Here is a 23,735-nt window from a genome sequence, read left to right as displayed (position 1 = left end):
CCAAAAGATCCGCCTCAAAACACCTGAGAGCGGATCCTTTTATCCCCATTAAATTAATGCCACCAAGGAAAGACCTTCTGAAACCATCCTTTTCTCTTCTGATCGAGTCCGCTGTCATCCAACGGGCGGTCCCCCGCATGCTCGTGGCAGTATTCTGTTGGCTCTGTTCCTTCTATATAATACGTACGCCGCTTCACTGGGCAATTTTCCGTAGCAAGTTTTCCGTTTTTTGGATTGACCATCACACTGACGACGCCTTTTGGCTTCTTAAAGGCAGTTGCTGGCTCATTTTTTAAGGCGTCTTCCATGTAATGGACCCAGATTTTTTTGGAATAGCTCCCATCGTTGATCCGGTTGATCTCTTTTCCCTGGTCATAGCCGATCCAGACGCCTGTTGTGAGCTGCGGTGTAAAGCCGACCATCCAGCTGTCGGTTGGTGTGGAGCCGGATTTTCCTGCAGCCGGACGGGTCAAGTACTGATCAATGCTTGAGCCGGTGACCTTCGTGTAGTCGTTCAGCTTTTCATCAAACATCCCTTTCATCAAGTCGGTCATAACGAAAGCGGCCCGTTTGTCGAGAACCTGTTTCTTCTTATATTGATGCTCATAAATAACGTTCCCTTTGCTGTCGGTGATTTTCTTAATGAAAACCGGTTCGACCCTTTTGCCTCCGTTCGCGAATAGGTTATAGGCGTTCGTCATCTCCATGACGCTTACCCCTTTTGTTCCGAGAGCTAAGGAAGGAACACTGGATAAAGGGCTCTTGATCCCGAACTGGCGCGCTGCTTTGACAAGTTTTTTCGGCCCGAGATAAAGGTTGGTCTTGACCGCATAAATATTATCGGATAGCGCCAGAGCTTCAGAGAGAGTGATGAAATCATAGGCATACAGGTTGTTGTAGTTCTTTGGCTCATAATCCTTTTGCCCGTCCCCCATCGCAAACGAGGTCGGTTCACTCTTAATGGCAGTGGATGGCGTATAGCCGTTTTTTAACGCTGTATAGTACAAGAACGGCTTAAAGGTTGAACCTGGCGCACGTTTTGCCTGGACGGCCCTGTCAAATGGACTTTCTGCAAAACTCCGGCCGCCGACGAGTGCTTTAACGTCTCCGTTCCTCGGATCCATGGAGACAAGAGCGGTCTGAATGTAGGAATTTTGATCGATTCGTTCCTCAATCTCCTTTTCGGCGGCTTTCTGCATGAAAACATCCAGGGTCGTGTAGATGTGAAGTCCGCCAAGCTCTACCAGCTTCGGGTCGATTTTTAGCTTGTTCTTCAGTGTCTTCATAACCTCAGCCTGAAAGTAAGGCGCGATTTTTGGCTTTTGTTCTTCTTTTTCGCTCACGATCGTAAGCGGAGCTGCAGCTGCAGCCGCTGCTTCCTTCTTAGACAAGAACTGGTTTTTCTCCATTGCTCTTAAGATGATGGACTGCCGCTCTTTTGCCCGTTCTTCATGATAGAGAGGAGAATAATAGGCTGGCCCTTTTGGTATGCCTGCCAGCATGGAGGCTTCGGAAACGTTGAGATGGCTTGAATCTTTGCCGAAGTAATAAGCAGAAGCGGATTGTATGCCATATGTTCCGTGACCGTAATAGATGGTATTTAAATAACCTTCGAGAATATCATTTTTTGAATAATTCATCTCCAGCCTTATCGTGTAAAAGGCTTCCATCGCTTTTCGAAACCACGTTTTATCATGAGTTAAAAAGAGATTCCTCGCAAACTGCTGGGAGATGGTGCTCGCTCCCTGAACCTTTGCTCCGGCCCTGATGTCTGCCAGCAGAGCGGCGGCGATTCGTTTTAGATCGAAACCGTGATGATGATAGAAATTCTTATCTTCTATGGCGATAGTCGCCTGTATAAGGGCAGGGCTCATTTTGTCCAATGGAACCCAAAAACGCTTCTCACCGGAATTATTGATTTCGCCGATCTCTTCTCCATCCCGGGCATGGATGACAGTCGTCTGCGGAACGAGCAAAGGAGGAGGGCCCATCAGTTTGGCCAGCAGCAGCACGCCGAGAAGGCATACAGCCATTCCTCCGCCCATAAAGGCGGCCAGTTTGCCGATTGCTTTTGCTTTTTGTAGTGCAGTGTACTCCTTCCAGCGCTTGATCCAGGACATGCCTATACCCTCCTTCATTTTTTCATTAAATGTTTGCATAACCTTTGATGCACTTTGGAGCGGTTGATTTCCGTTTCAGGCTGCTCGCTTTCCGCGGGGCGTGCGTTGAGCCTCTTGGCGCAAGCGCCTGCGGGAATCTCAACTGTCACGCTCATCCCGCAGGAGTCTCGCACCTTGCACTCCAATCAACTTGTCAAGGAAGCTCTGTGCCAATAGTGACCATGCTCAATATTTTTAAAAAAAGCTTTTCATTAACTAGTATGGGAGGATAAGGCGTCTTCTAAACGTAGAGGAGCGGGGAAATGTTATACTTGTCCCATACATACGATGAATCGGAAGGAGAATGAAAAGAGCATGGCGTTGATTTTAAAAAATGCACGATATCTTAATGAAATGAATGGAACCTGGACGGCGAAGCAGGATGATATATTAATAGAAGGAAATACGATCAAAGAGATAGGGAGCCTGGAGCACCTGTACAGCGATCATGAAGTGTGGGATGTGAAGAACTTTCTTATCATGCCAGGCCTCATCAACGGGCACCAGCATACACCGATGTCCTTGCTGCGCTGCTACAGTGATGATCTGCCATTAATGGATTGGCTCAATAAAAAGATGCTGCCGGCAGAGATGAAGATGACGAGTGAAGACCGCTACTGGGGAGCCATGCTCTCCATGGCGGAAATGATCAAAAGTGGTACGACGGCTTATGCCGATATGTACATAGATATGGACACGATTGCAAAAGCGGTGCAGGAGACCGGAATACGTGCCTCGTTGGCAAGAGGGATGATCGCGATGGACTCCAACTACAGTGACCGTATCGAGGAATCACGCCAGCTTGTGGAGCGCTGGCACGGAAGCGCTGAAGGTCGGATCACGGCAATGGTTGCCCCGCATTCACCATACATGTGCCCGCCGGATTTCTTAAGTGACGCTGTAAAGCTGGCAAAAGAACTGGATGTGCCGCTGCACACCCACCTTGCAGAGACCTCGGATGAGCGGGTGATGATTCAAGAACGGCACGGCATGAGCCCGGTGCAATACTTTCAGGCGGCTGGATTTTTTGAAGATACAAGGGTTGTTCTTGCGCACGGCGTTCACTTTACGGAAGAAGACCTTTCCATTCTGGAATCGGTTAAGGGCGGCATCATTCACAATCCGGTGAGCAACGCCAAGCTCGGGTGCGGAACAAGCAATGTGGTCGAGCTGAAAAAACGCGGGCTTAATGTAGGGCTGGGAACAGACGGTCCGGGAAGTGCGAGCACACTGGACATGTTTATGGAAATGAAGGCAGCAGCCTGGATGCAAAAATTGCTTCATGAGGATGCTTCTTCCCTATCCGCTCATGAAGTATTGACCATGGCAACGCAGAACGGTGCTGAAATTCTTGGGATCGGCCAGGAAACAGGAAGTATTGAACCTGGCAAAAAAGCGGATCTGCTGTTTCTTAACATGAACCAGCCGCATCTGCTGCCGGCACATCATGATGCCTCTCTGCTTGTGTATGCCGCTGCCGGACAGGATGTAGATTCCGTTATGATCGATGGGAAGATTGTTATGAAAAATCGGGAACTGCTGACGATGGATGAAGAAAAAGTGATGTTTGAAGCGAAGCAAAGTGCAGAAAATCTTTTGAAGCGGCTTTAATGAGGCTTTCACTGACAAATTTTCATAATGATGGTATGATAAAGGCAGAAACGTAATAAAATAAGACCGCTGGCATGCTGGCCAGCGGCTGTCAATAGTCGGCTCTCCCCAGGGGGATCGGCTATGATTCAAAGCAAAGTCAGAAAAATAGACCGTTTCCTTGAGTTGGGGCTGAAGGGCGGTCTATTTTTTATGCGATAAAACAGAAACGATAAGGGACGCAAAAGCGACCGCGAACATAAGCGCTTCAAATATCGTCAGAGGCATCACCCCCTTTCGCGTAAAGCCTTTACACGATTGGTTGAGCTTTTAGCTTATAGGAGTGCGCCGACCACCCTAAGGAACCTATACTATTGTCTTCTCATTATACCATCTGCCGCGAGATAACATTCAATGTTAAAAAAGATAGGAAAAAAGGCGGCTATGGAAACCGTTTTTTCATTTGGGTATCCATTTACTTTGCGGTACTATAAAAAGAGAGAAATTTCCGAATATAATAGAAGGCAAGGTGAGAAGATGAAGGTTGTTGTGTTTGGAGCAGGCGCCTTAGGAGTCTATTTTGGGGGAAGGTGGCTTGAGGCGGGCCACGAGGTCTCCTTTTTAGTACGGGAAAGAAGAAAGAGAGAGATCGAGGAGCAGGGCCTGTTTATCCATAGTGTGGCAGGAGATTACGAGCTGGATGAACCAAAGCTGATTCTTCATCCGGATGAGGCGGGCTCCTGTGATCTTGTTTTGCTATCTTTAAAAGGCTATCATCTTGAACAGGCGCTTCCTTTCCTGAAACTTCTTGTTGGACAGGGAGCTCGAGTCCTTCCTCTGCTGAATGGGATCGAACATATTTATAAGCTTCAGGACAAGCTTGGAGAGGATGCTGTGCTCGGCGGCTTGGCTTTTATCATTGCCACCCTGGACGAGAAAGGGCATGTGATACATACGAGCGGGCAGCATGACATTGTTTTTGGTGCGCTAGTTTCTTCACAGCAGGAAATGTGTGAATCCCTTTATCAAATGATGGAAAAAAGCAGGATGAATGCTGCACTGAGTCCTGCCATTATTAAAAGTCTCTGGCAAAAATATATGTTCATTACGGCTTTCTCAGGAGTAACAACGGCAGCCAACCTGCCAATCGGAAGAATACGAGAACAAGAGGAGACACTTCAGCTGTTCCGTTCCGTGCTGACGGAAATGAAGAACCTTGCCAATACTTTTCAAGTCGGACTGGAAGAACAGGACATTGAGGAGACAATGGAACGAATTGAAGGCCTTCCTTACGAAGCTACTTCTTCCATGCATCAGGACAGACGCAAGAGCCTGTTTCTTGAGGTCGATCATTTGCAGGGAGGCGCACTAAGGCTGGCGGAACAAAGCATGCTGGAGCTGCCGTATACCGCAGCTTTGTACGCTTTAATCAAGCCGTTTGAAAGCGGTGTTGTCTCAGTTGCAGCAAAACCGTAGATCGTCAGCTCTCTGGTGTAAGGTTTAACCGAAATTGCGTGTGGAATAACAAAAGGGTAAATGCTATAATCGTTATGTTTGTTAAAAGAACAACGATGCCTGGCATTTCAAATAGAGGAGTGATGAACGTGGAATTATGGTTCACGGAAAAACAGACGAAAAACTTTGGGATTACTGCGAAAATCAAACGCACATATGTGACGGAGCAAACAGAATTCCAAAAGCTTGATATGGTAGAAACAGAAGAATTCGGAAACATGCTTGTGCTTGACGGTATGGTCATGACCACGCAAAAGGACGAGTTTGTTTATCATGAAATGGTAGCACACGTACCTTTGTTTACTCACCCGAACCCAACGCAAGTTCTTGTTGTCGGCGGAGGAGACGGCGGTGTCATCCGTGAAGTACTGAAGCACCCTTCAGTAGAAAAAGCAACATTGGTTGAAATCGATGGCAAGGTTATCGAGTATTCAAAGCAATACCTTCCTGAAATCGCAGGTGAGCTTGATAACCCGCGCGTGGAAGTAAAAGTGGATGACGGCTTCATGCACATCGCAACAAGCGAGAACAAGTATGATGTGATCATGGTTGACTCTACTGAGCCTGTAGGGCCTGCTGCGAAATTATTTGAAAAAGGTTTCTATGAAGGTATCTCAAAAGCGCTGAAAGAGGACGGTATTTTCGTTGCTCAAACAGACAACCCTTGGTTTACACCTGAATTGATCTCAAAAGTATTTAAAGACGTGAGCGAAATCTTCCCGATCACCCGTCTTTATACGGCGAACATCCCGACGTACCCAAGCGGGCTCTGGACATTCACGATCGGTTCAAAACAATACGATCCATTGGAAGTGAACGAAGAGCGTTTCCATGACATCGAAACGAAATACTGGACAAAAGATCTTCAAAAAGCAGCCTTCGCATTGCCGAAGTTTGTAGGAGATCTGATCAAGTAAGGCTGAAGCCGAACTTCAGCGATTATGAAAAATGAGGCGTTTCGCAAGTAAAGTCTCCTTTTTCGCAAGTAAAAGACCGATTTCTGCAAGTAAACTTACCAGTTTTGCAAGTAAAGCCGGCAGTTTCGCAAGTAAACCCATCATTCTCGCAAGTAAATTGCCAAAATGGTCTGAAAGCCGGAGCTGAAGCCACACAGAAAGAGAAAGGGGCAACAAAAGTCATGCGATTTGACGAAGCCTATTCTGGAAATGTATTTATTTTAAGCAAACAGGATTATGATAATGCAGATGCGGTCCTCTACGGAATGCCGATGGACTGGACGGTATCGTTCCGCCCGGGTTCACGATTCGGCCCTGCAAGAATCCGTGAAGTGTCTTTGGGGCTTGAGGAATACAGCCCATACGCGGACAAGCATCTTGAAGAAGTAAATTATTTTGACGCAGGTGACATTCCGCTTCCGTTCGGAAATCCGCAGCGCAGTCTTGATCTTATCGAAGAATATGTTGCAACATTGCTTGACGCCGGCAAGTTTCCACTTGGCATGGGCGGAGAGCATCTCGTATCTTGGCCGATTTTTAAGGCATTGAAGAACAAGTATGATGATTTTGCCATCATCCATATCGATGCCCATGCTGATCTTCGGGAGCAGTATGAGGGAGAGCCGCTTTCCCACTCCACTCCTATTCGCAAGGCGTGCGGTTTGATCGGAGCGGAAAACGTCTACTCTTTCGGTATTCGTTCCGGAATGAGAGAGGAATTCCAATTTGCCAAAGAATCCGGCATGCATATGCATAAGTTCGATGTGGCTGAGCCTTTGAAAAAGGTACTTCCTGCGCTTGCCGGCCGCAATGTCTACGTGACGATCGACATTGACGTTCTTGATCCTGCTCATGCACCGGGTACGGGAACAGCGGAAGCAGGTGGAATCACATCCAAAGAATTGCTGGAAGCGATTCACTTAATCTCCGAGTCTGACATCAACGTGATTGGTGCTGACCTGGTTGAAGTAGCTCCAATCTATGACCCTTCTGAACAGACGCCGATCGCTGCGAGTAAATTCCTTCGGGAAATTCTCCTCGGCTGGGTCAACAAAAAATAATAGAGTAAACAAAGGACTAAAGCCGTTTGTTGGTTTTAGTCTTTTTGTGTCGAAAAAAGTTACAAAATTGTGTCTATTTTGATATAGTTATTAAGGTAAATGAATGCAAAAGCAGAAAGGAGCGAGGGGAATGGGAAATAAGCTTACAAGGTCTATGATGCCTTTTATGCATCAGCTGTCGGATGCCATCATACTTCTAACCAAGGATTTTTCTATACAGGAGATCAATTCAGCCGCAGAAAAAATGACAGGCCGGGCACAGGCGGAGCTGAAAGGCCTACCCATCTCAAGCCTCCTTCCAGACTTGAATATAAAACGAAACAAACAGCAGGCTGTATTGTCTGGAGATATGCATGATTCGATGATTGTGGATGTGAGTATAGATGATCTGGGTACAGATGAAGCATATCAAGTCTGTATTCTCAAGCCTGTAAACACAGATGTTGAAGAAGTTAACTCAGGAGCTATTGAAAATTTTCAGGAAGATCTATTGGTTACCTTAACTAATATTGTGCCTGACTTTATCGGGATTAAGGACGGATATGGGAAATTTGTTTACGCCAATAAATTTTCGGGTGATATATTTGGTTACCCGCATACAGATTTTATCGGAAAAACCGATGCTGATCTTGCTCAGTTAGTTCCTTATTTCAAACCGGTTTTTGATTATTGTATTGAAACCGATGAAGGGGTTTGGCAAGAAGGCAAACTTCAGCGTTGTGTAGAAAAGATTCCGACGGCCTCAGGCGCCAGGATTTTTGATGTATACAAGATTCCAGTCTTTGATGAGGAAGGCGTTCGGAAAAACTTGCTCGTTTTCGGGCGGGAAATCACAGACCAGGTTTTGTCCCATGAAAAACTGCAGGAAAGCGAATCGAGATACAGGCTATTGGCCGAAAACTCTACCGATATAATCTCCACTCATAATGTGGAGGGAGAAATGCTCTACGTTTCACCTGCATGCGAGCAGCTGCTCGGATATACCCCTCAGGAATTGCTGTCCAAAAAAGCCTTTGATCTCTTTCATCCAAGTGATATTAGGCGATCGCTGAAGGTACATGAACAACTGTTAAAGGGAAGCGAAATCAGCAACTTCCAATTCAGGCTGAAGAGCAAAAAAGGCGAATACCACTGTGTTGAAGCGACCTGCCGGGGAATTAAGGATGAATTAACCGGTGAAGTCATTGAAATTATCGCTGTTACACGGGATATATCCGAACGAAAGGAAGCGGAAGAACTGCTTCGCAAGTCTGATAAACTTTCGATTGTAGGCCAGCTTGCGGCTTCGGTAGCTCACGAAATCCGGAATCCGCTTACCGCACTGAAGGGTTTTATTCAGCTTTTTCAATCTAAAGGAATCGTGGACTGCGAGAAATATTATGGCATTATGCTGGATGAGCTGAACCGGATTGAGCAAATCATCACGGAACTGCTGATCCTTGCCAAACCTCAATCCAAGACGGTCGAAAAGAAGGGCATCAAAGAGCTCATTCATTACGTCGTGGACCTGCTTGACCGCCAGGCTCTTGTTCACAATGTCCATATCGTTTGTGATTTGGAGGAAAATCTTCCTCTTATTAACTGTGTGGAAAATGAACTGAAGCAGGTGTTTATTAACTTAGTGAAAAATGCGATTGAAGCGATGCCGGATGGAGGAATCATCCACATCGACAGTGAGCGCAAAGGCAGAAACATTGAAATTATTATTCAGGATCAGGGATGCGGAATCCCGCCTGAAAGCCTAAAGAAACTGGGTGAGCCGTTCTATTCGACAAAAGAGAAGGGAACCGGGCTCGGATTAATGACGAGCTATAAAATCATCCAGGAGCATTTCGGTCAAATCAATATAGAAAGCGATTCCGGCAGAGGTACAGCTGTTAAAATCATCCTTCCAATCGCATGACGCACTTCCAGAAGGAGAAGTGCGTTTTTCTTTGTTTAAGGGTAAGGTTGAAGAAATAGGGAAGAATCCTTTATAATAGTTGAGTTATAAACAATAATCATATGAGATTGGCATACAGAACAAATCAGTGCTTCTGTATTTTAATAGAAATGATAAAAAGGACGGATCCGACATGGATGGACAAGACGCTGTAATTTCGGTCAATTTAATAATGGAAACCGTCATTCAGCATGCAAAGGAGAAAGATGTACATAAAGGCGAAGCGGAAGGAACGCTTTACCGCAAAGGGGATAGTACGTTTCTCAAATATACGGAAGTTATAGAGGGCGCGGGTTCAGTCAACAATGTAATTAAAATGAACCATGAAGGCATAGTCATCTTAAGGAGCGGCAGTGTGGCCATGCGCCAGAAGTTTTTGATCGGGCAGACAACACAGGGGATGTACGATACCCCATATGGCCAGCTATGGATGGAAACAACCACACATCAGATGAATTTCCGCTGGAACCAGCAGAGCAAAGAAGGCGATTTGCTCTTGAAGTATGGACTTGTACTGCAGGGAGAAGACACAGGCAATTATTCGATAAAGATCAATTTTCAGGAGGCAAAGTCATGAACGTTGTAGATCAGGTAAAGCTACATTTAAAACAAGAGATTGAAGAAGCGGTAATTAAGGCAGGATTGGCAGAAAGAGAACAGCTTCCAGAAGTGGTTCTTGAAATTCCAAAGGATAAGTCGCACGGGGACTACGCGACCAATATGGCGATGCAGCTCGCTCGTATTGCCAAGAAAGCACCAAAAATGATTGCAGAAGAAATTCTGAATCATTTTGATAAAAGTAAGGCATCCATCAGCAAGCTTGAAATTGCAGGTCCGGGATTCATAAACTTTTACATGGATAATGCGTATTTAACAGACTTAATTCCAGCTATTCTTAAAGCAGGAAAAGATTACGGAAGAACAGAATTCGGCAGTGGGAAGAAGGTTCAGGTTGAGTTTGTATCAGCGAACCCGACAGGAAATCTTCACCTTGGACATGCGCGTGGTGCAGCTGTTGGTGATTCTCTTTGCAACATCCTTGATCGTGCAGGATATGAAGTCTCCCGTGAATATTATATTAATGATGCGGGAAACCAGATTAATAACCTTGCTTATTCCATTGAAGCACGATACTTTCAGGCTCTTGGGCAAGAAAAGGAAATGCCGCAGGACGGATACTTCGGTAAAGATATTATTGAATTCGGAAAAGACCTCGCTGAAGAGTACGGAGACAAATGGGCTGCAGCTGATGAAAAAGAGCGTTTCAACTTCTTCCGCCAATACGGCCTTGATAAGGAACTTGAGAAAATAAAAATCGATCTGGCTGAATTCCGGGTTAATTTTGATGTATGGTATTCTGAAACGTCCCTTTACGAATCCGGAAAGATCGACAAGGCCCTCTCGAAACTGAAAGATGCAGGGGTTGTCTATGAAGAAGAAGGCGCGACTTGGTTCCGGACAACGGACTTTGGCGATGATAAAGACCGTGTTCTGATTAAGAATGACGGATCGTATACGTATCTGACACCGGATATCTCTTATCACCAGGATAAGCTTGACCGAGGTTTTGAGAAGCTGATTAACATTTGGGGAGCAGATCACCATGGTTATATTCCTCGAATGAAGGCGGCCATCCAGGCGCTTGGCTATGACCGTGAACAGCTCGATGTTTTAATTATCCAGCTTGTTTCCTTGTTCCAAAACGGGGAAAAAGTAAAGATGAGCAAACGTACGGGAAAAGCTGTAACCCTGAAAGATCTAATGGAAGAAGTAGGCATAGATGCAACTCGCTACTTCTTCGCGATGAGAAGCTCTGACACTCATCTTGATTTTGATATGGACTTAGCGGTTTCAAAATCAAACGAGAATCCGGTATTCTATGTGCAGTACGCACATGCCCGTGTATGCAGCATGCTGCGCCAGGGTGCGGAGATGGGCTTGTCCTGCGACGGAGAGCTTGACCTTTCTCACGTCTCCTCTGAAAAAGAGGTTGAGCTGCTGAAAAAGCTCGGCGAATTCCCGGCTGCGATTGATGAAGCGGCTGATAAGATGCTCACCCACCGCATCACGAACTATGTATTTGAACTGGCATCTGCACTGCACAGCTTCTACAATGCTGAGCGAGTGCTCGATGCTGAAAATAAAGAAAAATCAACCGCTCGCTACGCGTTGATGAAGGCCACTCAAATCACGATTGAAAACGCATTGAAGGTTGTGGGTGTTTCCGCACCTGACCGAATGTAAATAGAGGAAAAGGGGCTGTCAAAGAAGTCTGTAAGCTGTTGATTTCCGTTCCAGGCTGCTCGCTTTCCGCGGGGCGTGCGGTGAGCCTCTTGGTGCAAGCACCGGCGGGAGTCTCACCTGTCACGCTAGTCCCGCAGGAGTCTCGCATCTTCCACTTCAATTAACTTTTCATTGAAGATTTTTCAAGCCAAAAAGGGGCTGCCTGAAGGTCAATTTTCGACTTTCTGGACAGCCCCCTTTTTTTATGTCCAGCGCAAGCGGCCAGGAGCTTGCGCTTTTCTGGGGGATAAACTGCGTATCACTGGAGACCATAAACGGAGGGAGGAATGCAGAATGAAGCTGGTTATTTTAGCACTGATTACAGGTGCAGCTGTAGGCATCGTTTTTGCCATGCTTAAGCTGCCGATTCCTGCTCCGCCAGCCTTATCGGGCATTGCCGGAATCGTTGGGATTTACCTGGGATACAAGATCTATCTTTGGGCGTTTTCGCTTTTTATGAAGCCATGAATAAAGAGGGGTGGTTTGTATGGCAGCAAGAGATGTGCATACATCTTACAGAGAATCGGGGTCAGGTCTTCCTCTTGTTTTTATCCACCCTCCAGCGCTGACTTCCCGTATTTTTAAGTATCAGCATGAAGGGCTAAACCAGAATTTCAAAGTGATTACATACGATATGCGGGGACATGGCAACACGCTGTGCAGGGAGGACTCGTTCACGATTGGAACACTGAGTGATGACCTGCTCGCTTTGCTGGATAAACTGGAAATCGAGAAGGCTATCCTGTGCGGTTATTCTGCGGGAGGTACGGTGGCTCAGGATTTTGTTCTGCGCTACCCTGAGAGGGTACGGGCTCTCGTGTTAAGCGGAGGTTTTCCGCAAGTGGCGTCCTGGTTTTTAGAAAAAGAATTCAGGCTCGGGATCCATCTTGCTTCACATTATCCTCGCTTTTTAATAAACGGTTTGGCTTGGTCCCATAAAGTGGATGGAGAAGACAGGCAAGAAATTGCAGAGGAATGCAAAAAAGGCAGCCAGATGACCTGGCGGCGTTTTTATGAGGAAAGTATGAAGTATAGCTGCACGGAATCCTTGCCTGAGATCCAAGTACCACTGTTATTGTTCTACGGTTCCCGGTCCTTTTATTTTTTACCCTATAAGGAGATTTATCAAAGACTCGTACCGCATACCGATACCATCATCGTTCCGGGAGCATTCCATCAGATCCCAGTTAAACAGTACAGATTCTTTAACCACGCACTGACCCATTGGGCCGAGTCCGTCAGATGATCAAGGTGCCTCCGCTCATCCGTTTGATTCCCCTTACCTTGGCGAGTTCACCAATCAATCGAATGAGGGCGATATCCTTCTGTTTTGCTTCGATCATCACATCCAGCTCATCCGTAAATGGCTGGATCATTTTAAAGAAAGGCATCACATAGTCGAGGCTTACGAAGTCATGATGGCTTCGGTAGGCCTTTTCTGTTTTTGGTGAAGATAGATGGACTTTAGGCGGCCGCCCGGTGCCTTGCCATGTCGCAATAAAACGGGGAAGAAGTACTTCCAGCGGAACGGAACTGGGGTTGGCCAGGTGATGATGGTAATCAAACATCATGGGTATCCCTTCAGCTTCACATATGTCCAGCGTTTCTTCAGTCGTATAGGTTTTATCGTCATTTTCAAGTGTCATGGTCTGTTTAACGGGAGCAGGCAATTTTTTAATATTTTCATGGAATCGTGCTATGGAAGATTCTTTATCCCCATAAGTACCGCCAACATGGATGTTGATCCGTGCTTCCTTTTCAAGACCCATCGCCTGGAGCATGGCGTAATGGTATTCCATGTCTTTCACAGCATTATCCGTAATATGCTCCTTGGCGCTTGTAAACAGGGTAAACTGGTTTGGATGCAGACTCACACGGAGGCCGTGGGCTTTCACAAGGTCCCCAACCGCACGAAACTCCTCAGCAGTATGCTTTAAATACTCCCATTCGACGTCAGGGTGAGTCGCCAGCGGAACGATCGAGGAAGACATCCGATATAAAGGAAATTGAGAAGCGATGTTGTAGTGAATGATTCGCAGTGCATTTTTTAAATTTGTTTTTGTAATGGAAATTAGTCGCTGTTCCCGTTCCTCTTTTTCAAGCTTTGACCAAGTGGCAAAAGTCATCGTTTTTGACGGTGATGAATCGAAAAGGGTAAGAGCGGTGGAAACAAAACCAAAAGATACAATCATTGCAGCAGCCCCTTTGAAGTCAAGTCATACTCGTTCATTCACCGTTTAAGCATAACTTAAACAAAACTTATAAAAAAGGTAAAAGAACCCGTGAGATCTGAATTTTTGTTTTTGTCCAGAGCGAGAGCCTGTCCAAAGCCGTGACTTGCAGGGTTTCGGAACGGGCTAAGTCTACTTCAATGGCCTTCAGCGTCACTTTAATCAGTTCCGGATCATGGAAAATGCAGTTTACTTCTGAATTGGTAAACATGCTTCGCAGATCGAAATTTGTTGTGCCAATATCGCAGATTTTTTCATCGACCATAAAAACTTTCGCATGGAAAAAACCTTCATAATACTGGTCGACACGGCATCCGGCTTTTAACAGTTCCCTCAGGTACGGATAGGAAGCTTCTTTTACGAGCGGATGATCGGATTTCATCGGGACAAGCAAGATTACCTCCACACCGCGTTTCAGTGCATGAAGGAGAGCTCTCTGCAGGCTGGCATCCGGTATAAAATAGGGTGAGCCGATAAAGATTCGGGTTTGGGCCTGTTCAATTCGCTGCAAGAAGAACGAATAGATCTGTTTGGATGAGAAAAGGGCCGTAAAAGTCTGAGGCCCCTCTTCAAGTTCCGGAAAATAAGATTTCTCGCTTAACTTTTCACACGAAGCCTCCTCCCAATCGAGAAGAAATTGGTGCTGCAAGGAATGGATTACAGGGCCATCCAGCTGTAAATGATAATCGCGCCAATCCCCAAGCTTCGGATCCCTTCCTAAATATTCGTCTCCTACATTGAATCCCCCGGTAAATCCTTTTTTTCCGTCAATAATCGTTATTTTCCGATGGTTTCTACGGTTCAGTTTATAAAAGAAGTAAGGAAATTCGGGCTTAAAGCTATAGGCAAATTGAACCCCTGCCAGCTTCATTTCATGTATGGCTTTCTTTTTTAGGAAAAAACTGCCCATATAATCAACGAGCAAACGTACAGCTACTCCTTCTCTCGCCTTTCTTTTCAGAAGAGATGTCATCTCTTTGCCGATGCAGTCCTCATTGAAAATATAAAATTGAATATGTAAATGATGTTTGGCTTGTTCTATTTCCTCAAACAACGTATCGAAAAAATCCGTACCGGTCGTGATGAGAACCGCTTCCCCCGTACAGACAGCAGGATCTTCCAGCTCCTTTTTCGCAACATTTTTCTTGCCTAATTGAAAATCGAGCCAAACAAACACTGCTATTATAACGGCTGCAAGCAGGAGGATTAAAATACTGTATACGATGGCCATGGCGGTACTCCTTTCTTGTGGAAATAGGTCTGATTAGTATCTCCAAGAATCAGGAGAATCATCGGTGTCAGCCACCCGAAAAAATTATTTTGAATAATATTGACTGAATGCTCATTCAGTTATATTTTATATGTTATAATGGTTTCAGAAAATTCTCCCCTTTTTGAATAGTTATTTAAGGCATATATAGGAAAAGGGAAAGCAACAGACAAAGATGAAGGGAGCATAATTGATGAACGGTTTACAGATTTTGAACTGGATTGCCTTTATTCTTGTAACCGCTTACGCCGTCTATTTGTTTGCGTATGTGGTGAAAACGCGGTATGAATTCATCAAAATGGGTAAAAAAGTCGAATTTGACCATACCGTGCAGGAACGGATTAAAGCTGTGCTTGTAAATGTATTCGGTCAGAAGAAGCTTTTAAAAGATAAAAAGAGCGGGATCATTCATGTGTTGTTTTTCTATGGATTCCTTCTTGTCCAATTTGGTGCGATTGATTTTATATGGAAAGGGCTTGCCCCTGGGTCTCACCTCCCGCTCGGGCCGCTTTATCCCGGATTTACATTTTTTCAGGAAATCGTAACTTTCCTCATACTTGTGGCTGTCGTTTGGGCGTTTTACCGCAGATATGTCGAAAAGTTGGTACGCCTTAAACGGGGCTTTAAAGCAGGACTTGTCTTACTGTTCATTGGTGGATTAATGCTTTCCGTCCTTCTTGGCAACGCCATGGAAATCCTTTGGCATAATCAGGAACTTGAATGGACGGCACCGATTGCTTCAGGCCTCGCTTATATCCTTGGCGGGCTGCCGGAAGCTGCGGTCGTCACCATATTCTTTATTTCATGGTGGCTTCATCTGCTGTTCCTTCTCACGTTCCTTGTCTATGTGCCGCAGTCCAAGCATGCTCATTTGATCGCGGGCCCGCTGAATGTTTGGCTGGGAAGGAAGGATAAAGTAGGAAAACTTTCTTCCATCAATTTTGAAGATGAGACACAAGAAGTTTTCGGCGTCGGTAAAGTGGAAGACTTCAACCAAAAGCAGCTTGTCGATCTGTATGCTTGTGTAGAATGCGGACGCTGTACAAATGTTTGTCCGGCCACAGGTACAGGCAAAATGCTTTCACCGATGGATATGATAATTAAAATAAGGGATCACCTCACTGAAAAAGGAGCGGCGGTTACTTCACGCACGCCTTGGATGCCTTCCTTTGCTTTCGCGAATACAAAAGGCAACCAGATTGCTTTTGAAGCCGCAGGAAAAGGACAGGGCGCCAAAGAAATGGCTGCTGCGACAGACGGAAGCTCCGCGTTCAAGTTTGAATATAATATTGAACTGATCGGCGAAGTCATGACGGAAGAAGAGATCTGGGCATGTACCACTTGCCGAAACTGTGAGGATCAATGTCCGGTTATGAATGAGCACGTGGATAAAATCATCGACATGCGCCGCTATCTGGTCCTTACAGAAGGAAAGATGGACGCAGATTCCAAACGGGCCATCCAAAATATCGAGAAGCAAGGAAACCCTTGGGGAATTTCCAAGAAAGAAAGAGAAAACTGGCGAGAGCTTCGCGAAGACGTTTCGGTTCCTACAGTAAAAGAAATGGAGAAAGCCGGAGAAGAATTTGAATACTTGTTCTGGGTCAGCTCGATGGGCGCTTACGACAACCGAAGCCAAAAAATTGCACTTGCTTTTGCAAAAATCATGAATGAGGCTGGCGTCAAGTTTGCCATCCTTGGAAACAAGGAAAAGAACTCCGGAGATACGCCTCGACGAATCGGAAACGAGTTCTTGTTCCAGGAAATTTGCAACAGCAATATCGCGTTATTTGAAAAACATAATGTGAAGAAGATTATTACGATTGACCCGCATGCCTACAATTCCTTTAAAAACGAGTATCCGGAGTTTGGCTATGAAGGTGAGGTTTATCACCATACAGAGCTGCTGGCAGATTGGATCAAGGAAGGACGCATCACACCGAAATTTGAAGTGGATGAAGTCATCACTTACCACGATTCCTGCTATCTTGGACGTTATAACGAGGTTTATGAACCGCCTCGTGAGATTTTAAAAGCGATCCCTGGGGTGAAGCTTGTTGAGATGAACCGCAATCGTCAAAACGGCATGTGCTGCGGTGCCGGCGGCGGGATGATGTGGATGGAAGAAAAAGCCGGTCAGCGTGTCAACGTGGCAAGAACGGAGCAGGCGCTTGAAGTGAATCCAACGATGATCGGAAGCGGGTGTCCATATTGCTTAACGATGCTGAGTGATGGAACAAAAGCGAAGGAAGTAGAAGACCGAGTCCAAACATTGGATGTAGTCGAAATTCTTGAAAGATCGTTGTTTGGTTCATCAAAAGAAAAGGCTCTTTCCTAAAAGATGGCTGCTTTAGGAACCTTTTTGTAAAGATACTTCATTGACAAGTTGATTGGAGTGCAAGGTGCGAGACTCCTCGAAAATGAATTTCACATTTTCTTCGTGCGATATAACGCTGCCGAAGCCTTCCTTGTCCTGCGGGAAATGCGGGACAGGTGAGACCCACAGGCGCCTGCGCCGAGGAGGTAGGCGCTTGCGCCGGTAAGACTCACCGCCCGCCCCGCGGAAAGCGAGCATCTGAAACGGAAATCAACTACTCCTAAGAGCAGCCAAGGTTAACCTGCTGTCCATTGGCAGCAGGTTAACCCATGGATCTTCGTTGACCGAGCGTTCGCTCGGTACATCTTGAAAGCGTTTTAATTTTACAAAAGGAGAGGATTCTCATGGGTAAAACAGTCATTGTCAGCGGTGTACGTACACCGATCGGTAAGTTTGGCGGATCATTAAGCACATTATCTGCATCTGATCTAGGTGCAGCAGCGATTAAGGAAGCGCTGCAAAGAGCGGATGTCAGAGCAGACCAAGTAGATGAACTGATCATGGGCTGTGTGCTGCAGGGCGGACAGGGACAGATCCCTTCTCGCCAGGCTGCCAAGAAAGCGGGATTGCCTTGGGAAGTTAAGACCGAGACCATCAATAAAGTGTGTGCTTCCGGAATGAGGAGCGTAACCTTGGCGGATCAGATTATCCGTGCTGGTGATGAAGAGGTCATTGTAGCTGGCGGTATGGAATCAATGAGCAATACACCTTACATTCTTCCAAAAGCTCGCTGGGGCTACCGTATGGGAGACGGCCAGGTGAAGGACTTGATGACACATGACGGGCTTACGTGTTCTTTTACTGGCGTTCACATGGGGACGTACGGAAACCAAGTGGCGCAAGAGCTTGAAATTTCGCGTGAGAAACAGGATGAGTGGGCATTCAGGAGCCATCAAAGAGCCGTTTCTGCAACCGAGAATGGAACATTTGCTGAAGAGATTGTCTCTGTAGAGGTGCCACAGCGAAAAGGAGAGCCTGTTTCTGTAACAGCAGATGAAGCACCAAGAAAAGATACGACTGCTGAGCGTTTGGCTAAACTTGGGCCGGTCTTTTCTCAGGAAGGAACCATTACAGCCGGGAACGCTCCTGGAGTTAACGACGGTGCAGCAGCTCTTGTTCTTATGTCAGAAGAACGGGCGCAAAAAGAAGGAAAAGAAGTGATGGCTGCCATTCTCGGGGCTGCGGCAATCGCTCTTGACGCAAAGGATTTCCCAAAAACACCGGGCCTTGTCATTAACGAACTGTTGAAAAAAACAGGAAAAAAGCTTGAAGAAATCGACCTTTTTGAAATTAACGAAGCTTTTGCAGCAGTGGCGCTGGCAAGTGCAGAGCTTGCGAACCTTGATCTGGAAAAAGTAAACGTAAACGGCGGAGCGGTAGCCTTAGGGCATCCGATCGGAGCAAGCGGAGCGAGAATCATTGTTTCATTGATTCATGAACTGAAAAGACGCGGCGGAGGACTGGGAATCGCATCCATCTGCTCAGGCGGCGGCCAGGGTGATGCAGTTCTTATTGAAGTGAAATAAACAAAGGGGGAATCAGAATGAACGTCAAGACCATCATGGTAATCGGAGCCGGACAAATGGGCTCAGGAATCGCTCAAGTATGTGCAATGGCAAATTACAAGGTTTTTCTCCACGATCTTAAAGAAGAATTTGTACAAAAAGGACTGGATTCTATTTCACGGCAACTCTCTCGCCAGGTGGAAAAGGGAAGAATGGCAGCCGAAGAAAGAGAGGCTGTTTTAGAACGCCTCCACCCTTCAACGAGCATTCAAAACGCAGCAGATGCAGACCTGGTCATTGAAGCAGTGGTAGAAAATATGGATGTCAAAACCCAGATGTTTAAGATGCTTGATGAGATGGCGCCGGAACATGCCATTTTGGCGAGTAACACCTCTTCCCTTCCTATTACTGAGATTGCAGCTGTAACGAAAAGGCCGGAACGTGTCATCGGCATGCATTTTATGAATCCGGTCCCGGTGATGAAACTCGTTGAAATTATCCGCGGACTGCAAACAAGTGACGAGGTATATAACGTCATTGAGACCGTGACGAAACAGGTAGGCAAGGTGCCTGTTGAGGTTAATGATTTTCCTGGCTTTATTTCCAACAGGATCCTGATGCCGATGATCAATGAGGCTATTTTTGCACTTTATGAAGGAGTGGCTGAACCGGAAGCTATCGATGAAATTATGAAACTTGGAATGAATCATCCGATGGGGCCGCTGACCTTGGCAGACTTTATCGGTCTTGATACATGTCTATACATTATGGAAACACTCCAGGAAGGCTTTGGAGATGACAAATACCGGCCTTGCCCGCTTCTTCGCAAATATGTGAAAGCTGGCTGGCTCGGAAAGAAATCAGGTAAAGGGTTCTACACCTACAGCTGATGCAGGAATGCTTGGACAGGGGGAATAAAACGTGAATCTCACGTTTACAGAAGAACAGCTCATGATGCAAAAAATGGTGCGCGATTTTGCACAGAAAGAAATTGAACCCATCGTGGATATGATGGATGAAAATGATCAGTTTCCAACAGAAGTTGTAAAAAAGATGGCTGGATTGGGCCTTATGGGGATTCCCATACCCGAGGAATACGGCGGTGCAGGCATGGACTACACCTCGTATATTATTGCCATTCATGAATTGTCAAAGGTGAGTGCAACGGTTGGTGTCATTCTTTCTGTTCATACAAGCGTTGGAACCAATCCGATTTATCATTTTGGAAATGAAGAGCAAAAGCAGCGGTTTATTCCAAAGCTCGCAAGCGGTGAATATTTAGGTGCTTTCGCTTTAACGGAACCGGGCGCGGGTTCTGATGCAGCAGCCCTCAAAACAAAAGCCGTAAAAAAGGGCGATAAGTACATTCTGAACGGATCTAAAATCTTTATCACCAATGCGGGTGCGGCAGATACGTATATCGTTTTTGCTTCGACAAACCCTGAAGCGGGACCAAAGGGAATTTCAGCTTTTATCGTAGAGAAAGGCTCACCAGGCTTTTCGATCGGAAAAAAAGAGAAGAAGATGGGGCTGAACGGTTCGAATACGTGCGAGATTATCTTCGACCAGGCGGAAATTCCAGAAGAAAACCTGCTCGGGACTGAAGGAGAAGGCTTCAAAATCGCATTAAGCAACCTTGAAGCCGGCAGAATTGGCATTGCAGCACAATCACTCGGGATTGCCGAAGCAGGTCTTCAGCATTCCCTGGAATACGCTAAAAGCCGCAAACAATTCGGAAAGCCGATCGGTGCCCAGCAGGGACTTGGGTTCATGCTTGCGGACATGGCAACAAAAGTAGAGGCGGCCAAACTTCTGACCTACCGTGCTGCTAATCTTCGTACCCTGGGCATTCCGTGCAAAAAAGAGGCTTCGATGGCAAAGCTGATCGCTTCACAGACGGCCATGAAGGTGGCGATCGACGCTATTCAGGTACACGGGGGATACGGCTATACGAAAGAGTACCCGGTAGAGCGTCTGTTCAGGGATGCCAAAGTTTGTGAGATCTATGAAGGAACGAGTGAAATTCAACGTATCGTGCTGAGCAAGCACTTATTACAAGATTAAACTGGGAGGCAAAAAGAACATGCAATTTCAACTATCTGAAGAACACGAAATGATCCGCAAAATGGTGCGTGATTTTGCAAAAAAGGAAGTAGAGCCGACAGCTGCAGAGAGGGATGAAGAAGAGCGGTTTGACCGTGCCCTTTTCGACAAGATGGCAGAGCTTGGCCTGGCAGGGATCCCTTGGCCGGAAGAATACGGCGGAATCGGCGGGGACTATCTTGGGTATGTCATTGCGGTTGAAGAGCTTTCCCGTGTCTGTGCTTCAACTGGGGTAACACTATCGGCGCATACTTCACTTGCTGGCTGGCCGATCTTTAAATTTGGTTCAGAAGAGCAAAAACAGAAGTTCCTTCGTCCGATGGCAGAAGGGCAAAAAATGGGAGCCTATGGCCTGACAGAACCAGGCTCAGGGTCTGACGCCTCCAATATGAAAACAACAGCCAGAAAAGACGGCGATGATTACATTATCAATGGTTCTAAAATCTTTATCACAAATGCTGGAGAAGCTGAAATTTATGTGGTGTTTGCGATGACAGACCAATCTGCAGGACACCGCGGCATTTCCGCATTCATCATCGAAAAAGGAACACCGGGCTTTTCCTTCGGTAAGAAAGAGAAAAAACTCGGGATCCGTTCATCACCGACATTGGAGCTCATTATGGAAGACTGCAGGGTTCCTGCAGAGAACATGCTCGGCAAAGAGGGAGATGGCTTTAAGATCGCCATGATGACACTTGACGGCGGACGGAACGGGATCGCGGCGCAGGCTGTCGGAATCGCGCAAGGTGCGTTGGATGCTGCTGTAACCTATGCCAAAGAAAGAAAACAGTTCGGAAAATCCATCGGACAAAATCAGGGAATCGGGTTTAAATTAGCCGATATGGCCACAAAAGTAGAGGCTGCAAGACTGCTAACCTATCAAGCAGCGTGGCGTGAAAGCGAAGGCCTCCCATATGGAAAAGAATCCGCGATGTCCAAACTGTTTGCCGGTGACATCGCCATGGAAGTAACGACGGATGCCGTGCAAGTATTCGGCGGATACGGGTATACAAAAGAGTATCCTGTTGAACGGTATATGCGCGATGCGAAAATCACTCAAATCTATGAAGGAACACAGGAAATACAGCGGCTGGTTATTTCCAAAATGCTTCTGAAAGATTAAGGAGGACAAAAATGCACCCTTTGGCCGAACGCATAAAAAACAAAGATGAACGAGCGCTTGCGAGAGCCATTTCCTATGTTGAGAACGATCACCCCGAAAAGCTTGAACTGTTAAAGGACATTCATACTCTTCAGAAAAAGGCTCATTATGTGGGCCTTACCGGTTCCCCTGGTGCAGGCAAGAGCTCCCTCGTCAACCGGCTGATTACCTTTTTGCGCAGCAAGGGCATGACGATCGGTGTGGTGGCGGTTGATCCGACCAGCCCGTTTAGCGGCGGCGCTATTCTTGGTGACCGGGTGAGAATGAGTGAACACTTTACAGATCCAGATGTTTTCATCCGCAGCATGGGAACAAGGGGAAGCCTTGGCGGTCTTGCCAGGACAACAAAGGAAACCGTTCGGCTGATGGATGCTTATGGTTTTGACGTGATCCTCATCGAAACGGTGGGGGTTGGCCAGTCGGAGCTTGATATTATGAAAATTGCCGACAGCATTGCCGTTGTATTAAATCCGGGAAGCGGTGATGTGGTTCAAGTTTTCAAAGCAGGGATCATGGAGATTGCCGACTTGTTCATCGTCAATAAAGCCGATCTTCCCGGTGTGCCAAAGCTTTTGTCTGAAATTGAAGCAATGCTTGATCTTGTGAAACATGATGCACCATACCGTCCGCCGATCGTTCAGACGATCTCTGTTCAGAACAAAGGGCTCCAGGAGGTATGGGATCAGCTGAGTGCCCACCGCCAATACCTTGATGAAAGTGGTGAGGGAGAAGAGCGGCGGGTCCGCAGCCTGAAACAGGAAGTCATAGAAGTCGTGCACTACGAGCTGATGAGAACCCTTCTTATGAGAGAGGAAAGCAACGGGTATTCATGGCTTCCCGATGTGCAGAAAGGGCAGCTTGATCCGTATTCGGCTGCAGAGAAAATCCTCGAGGGTTGGGAGAAAAACCAGGACAGAAAAGAGTGATTGCTTTGGGAAGAAAGGAAGTACCCTCGCTTGTAAAAGATGAAAAGCTTATCCAGAAAAGGCGCGGAGAAATGGTAAAGGCAGCGGTTAACCTGTTTAAGGAAAACGGCTTTCACCGAACAACAACCCGGGAAATCGCAAAGGCCTCCGGGTTCAGCATCGGAACGCTGTACGAGTATATCCGTTCAAAGGAAGACATCTTATACCTGGTCTGTGACAGTATTTATGAAGGGGTAAAAGAAAAGCTCCATGAACAGATCTCCCTGACAGAGGGCAGCATTGACCATGTAAAAAAAGCGATTGCGGTTTATTTTAATGTAGTCGATGAAATGCAGGATGAAGTGCTCGTCATGTATCAGGAAGCCAAATCACTGTCACGGGAAGCCTTGCCGTATGTGCTGAAAAAAGAGCTGGAGATGACAGCCATTTTTGAGGAGCTCCTGAAACGGACGGTGGAACAGGGTGAACTGGATCTGAATGAGGAAGAAGTTAAGCTTCTGGCCCATAACATTTTAGTTCACGGCCAAATGTGGACCTTCCGCCGCTGGAGCCTCAGAAAAGAATATACATTAGAAGAGTATACGAACATGCAGACCTATCTGCTTTTATATGGAGTTTTGAACCGCAGCCTTACAGGCGGAGCCAGGTAATTATG

19 protein-coding genes are annotated in these 23,735 nt (G+C 46.4%); 16 read left to right on the top strand and 3 right to left on the bottom strand.

The window, feature by feature from the left end; all coding sequences use genetic code 11:
• Window positions 1-53 precede the first annotated feature (53 nt).
• A complete protein-coding gene (locus tag M1K46_RS04645; protein WP_256225137.1) occupies window positions 54-2,120 on the bottom strand; it encodes a transglycosylase domain-containing protein in 2,067 nt (688 codons plus the stop codon).
• Window positions 2,121-2,474: 354 nt separating this feature from the next.
• On the opposite strand from M1K46_RS04645, the gene M1K46_RS04640 reads away from it, so the two are divergent.
• The 9 genes from M1K46_RS04640 to M1K46_RS04600 all read left to right on the top strand — a co-directional run bounded on the left by M1K46_RS04640 (window position 2,475) and on the right by M1K46_RS04600 (window position 12,752).
• Entirely contained in the window at window positions 2,475-3,770 is a 1,296-nt protein-coding gene (locus M1K46_RS04640) for an amidohydrolase (protein WP_256225136.1), read from the top strand.
• Window positions 3,771-4,163: 393 nt separating this feature from the next.
• Window positions 4,164-5,225 carry a ketopantoate reductase family protein gene (locus M1K46_RS04635; RefSeq protein ID WP_309144575.1) on the top strand — a complete coding sequence of 354 codons (1,062 nt, stop codon included), beginning with the start codon at window positions 4,164-4,166 and terminating at the stop codon, window positions 5,223-5,225.
• Window positions 5,226-5,353: 128 nt separating this feature from the next.
• The gene (gene speE / locus M1K46_RS04630; RefSeq protein ID WP_053356421.1) at window positions 5,354-6,181 is read left to right on the top strand and encodes a polyamine aminopropyltransferase; all 828 of its coding nucleotides are present in this window, start codon (window positions 5,354-5,356) and stop codon (window positions 6,179-6,181) included.
• Window positions 6,182-6,402: 221 nt separating this feature from the next.
• Window positions 6,403-7,281: an agmatinase gene (gene speB, locus M1K46_RS04625; protein WP_256225135.1), complete on the top strand. Its 879-nt coding sequence runs from the start codon at window positions 6,403-6,405 to the stop codon at window positions 7,279-7,281.
• Window positions 7,282-7,411: 130 nt separating this feature from the next.
• On the top strand, window positions 7,412-9,184 hold the full coding sequence (locus tag M1K46_RS04620) for a PAS domain S-box protein (RefSeq protein ID WP_256225134.1): 1,773 nt from the start codon (window positions 7,412-7,414) through the stop codon (window positions 9,182-9,184).
• A 172-nt stretch (window positions 9,185-9,356) separates the two neighbouring features.
• A complete protein-coding gene (locus M1K46_RS04615; protein WP_248254448.1) occupies window positions 9,357-9,800 on the top strand; it encodes a DUF1934 domain-containing protein in 444 nt (147 codons plus the stop codon).
• Window positions 9,797-11,467 carry an arginine--tRNA ligase gene (argS, locus tag M1K46_RS04610; RefSeq protein WP_256225133.1) on the top strand — a complete coding sequence of 557 codons (1,671 nt, stop codon included), beginning with the start codon at window positions 9,797-9,799 and terminating at the stop codon, window positions 11,465-11,467. Before M1K46_RS04615 ends, argS begins: the two co-directional genes overlap by 4 nt.
• A 333-nt stretch (window positions 11,468-11,800) precedes the next feature.
• Complete coding sequence (locus M1K46_RS04605) at window positions 11,801-11,974, top strand: XapX domain-containing protein (protein WP_062238484.1); 174 nt, start codon at window positions 11,801-11,803, stop codon at window positions 11,972-11,974.
• A 19-nt stretch (window positions 11,975-11,993) separates the two neighbouring features.
• The gene (locus M1K46_RS04600; protein WP_256225132.1) at window positions 11,994-12,752 is read left to right on the top strand and encodes an alpha/beta fold hydrolase; all 759 of its coding nucleotides are present in this window, start codon (window positions 11,994-11,996) and stop codon (window positions 12,750-12,752) included.
• On the opposite strand, the gene uvsE is transcribed toward M1K46_RS04600, so the two are convergent.
• Window positions 12,745-13,698 (bottom strand): UV DNA damage repair endonuclease UvsE, encoded by a 954-nt coding sequence (uvsE, locus tag M1K46_RS04595; RefSeq protein WP_256225131.1) that lies wholly within the window; start codon window positions 13,696-13,698, stop codon window positions 12,745-12,747. The genes M1K46_RS04600 and uvsE overlap by 8 nt on opposite strands.
• Window positions 13,699-13,765: 67 nt before the next feature.
• Window positions 13,766-14,968 carry a cardiolipin synthase gene (cls, locus tag M1K46_RS04590; RefSeq protein WP_256225130.1) on the bottom strand — a complete coding sequence of 401 codons (1,203 nt, stop codon included), beginning with the start codon at window positions 14,966-14,968 and terminating at the stop codon, window positions 13,766-13,768.
• A 232-nt stretch (window positions 14,969-15,200) separates the two neighbouring features.
• On the opposite strand from cls, the gene M1K46_RS04585 reads away from it, so the two are divergent.
• The 7 genes from M1K46_RS04585 (at window position 15,201) to M1K46_RS04555 (ending at window position 23,730) form a co-directional block, all read left to right on the top strand.
• The gene (locus M1K46_RS04585) at window positions 15,201-17,345 is read left to right on the top strand and encodes a heterodisulfide reductase-related iron-sulfur binding cluster (protein ID WP_256225129.1); all 2,145 of its coding nucleotides are present in this window, start codon (window positions 15,201-15,203) and stop codon (window positions 17,343-17,345) included.
• Between the two features lie 383 nt (window positions 17,346-17,728).
• Complete coding sequence (locus tag M1K46_RS04580; RefSeq protein WP_256225128.1) at window positions 17,729-18,910, top strand: acetyl-CoA C-acetyltransferase; 1,182 nt, start codon at window positions 17,729-17,731, stop codon at window positions 18,908-18,910.
• A gap of 17 nt (window positions 18,911-18,927) precedes the next feature.
• On the top strand, window positions 18,928-19,779 hold the full coding sequence (locus M1K46_RS04575) for a 3-hydroxybutyryl-CoA dehydrogenase (RefSeq protein ID WP_256225127.1): 852 nt from the start codon (window positions 18,928-18,930) through the stop codon (window positions 19,777-19,779).
• Window positions 19,780-19,810: 31 nt separating this feature from the next.
• On the top strand, window positions 19,811-20,953 hold the full coding sequence (locus M1K46_RS04570; protein WP_256225126.1) for an acyl-CoA dehydrogenase: 1,143 nt from the start codon (window positions 19,811-19,813) through the stop codon (window positions 20,951-20,953).
• A gap of 19 nt (window positions 20,954-20,972) precedes the next feature.
• Window positions 20,973-22,115 (top strand): acyl-CoA dehydrogenase, encoded by a 1,143-nt coding sequence (locus M1K46_RS04565; RefSeq protein WP_091009248.1) that lies wholly within the window; start codon window positions 20,973-20,975, stop codon window positions 22,113-22,115.
• Window positions 22,116-22,126: 11 nt separating this feature from the next.
• Complete coding sequence (gene meaB / locus M1K46_RS04560) at window positions 22,127-23,080, top strand: methylmalonyl Co-A mutase-associated GTPase MeaB (protein WP_256225125.1); 954 nt, start codon at window positions 22,127-22,129, stop codon at window positions 23,078-23,080.
• A 5-nt stretch (window positions 23,081-23,085) separates the two neighbouring features.
• Complete coding sequence (locus M1K46_RS04555) at window positions 23,086-23,730, top strand: TetR/AcrR family transcriptional regulator (RefSeq protein WP_062238486.1); 645 nt, start codon at window positions 23,086-23,088, stop codon at window positions 23,728-23,730.
• Window positions 23,731-23,735: the final 5 nt, after the last annotated feature.

It is taken from the genome of Fictibacillus sp. WQ 8-8, from assembly GCF_024494405.1.
Classification (GTDB): Bacteria; Bacillota; Bacilli; order Bacillales; family Fictibacillaceae; genus Fictibacillus_C; species Fictibacillus_C marinisediminis.
The sequence above is the reverse complement of the archived record's forward strand: the minus strand, read 5'-3'. Positions and strand labels throughout refer to the sequence as shown.